General features: G+C 58.4%; 1 protein-coding gene. It reads right to left on the reverse strand.

The window, feature by feature from the left end; translation table 11 throughout:
- Positions 1 to 55 precede the first annotated feature (55 nt).
- Positions 56 to 719, reverse strand: a 664-nt coding sequence (gene istB / locus ACQZ5Y_RS28280) for an IS21-like element helper ATPase IstB (RefSeq protein WP_174060444.1), incomplete at its 5' end; no start/stop codon positions are given.

Raw genomic sequence — 719 nt, forward strand, 5'->3', positions numbered from 1 at the left:
TGTTGATTGCCACTGAGAACTGACCCGGCGTTTCCACCGAGAATTGACCCGCCTGTTAGGTATGTTTCGGGTCTGCGGTCGTGGTCAAGTTCCTCGTTTTCTCCTTTGTCGTTTTAGTCTCGTGCGCGGAGCTGTTTTTGAAGCGGAAGCTGTCGTTTCCGGTTTCAAGGATGTGGCAATGATGGGTAAGCCGATCGAGCAATGCCGTGGTCATCTTGGCATCACCGAAGACGCTGGCCCATTCGCTGAAGCTGAGGTTCGTCGTGATGATGACACTGGTTCGCTCGTAGAGTTTGCTGAGCAAGTGGAAGAGCATCGCACCGCCCGACGCGCTGAACGGCAGGTATCCAAGCTCATCGAGGATCACGAGATCGGAGTGGACAAGGCGATTGGCGATCTGCCCAGACCGTCCTTGCGCCTTTTCCTGTTCCAGCGCGTTGACCAGCTCGACCGTTGAGAAGAACCGGACCCGCTTATGGTGATGCTCGATGGCCTGGACGCCGAGCGCGGTGGCAATGTGCGTCTTGCCCGTGCCGGGACCGCCGACCAGAACGATGTTGTTGGCGTCGTCCAGGAAGTCGCAGCGATGAAGCTGCTGCACGAGCGCCTCGTTGATCTCGCTGCTGGCGAAGTCGAAGCCGTTAAGATCACGGTAGGCCGGGAAGCGTGCCGTCTTGAGCTGGTAGGCCGTCGATCGCACTTCACGTTCCGCCGTCTCG

Source organism: Agrobacterium sp. A3-95 (genome assembly GCF_053521785.1).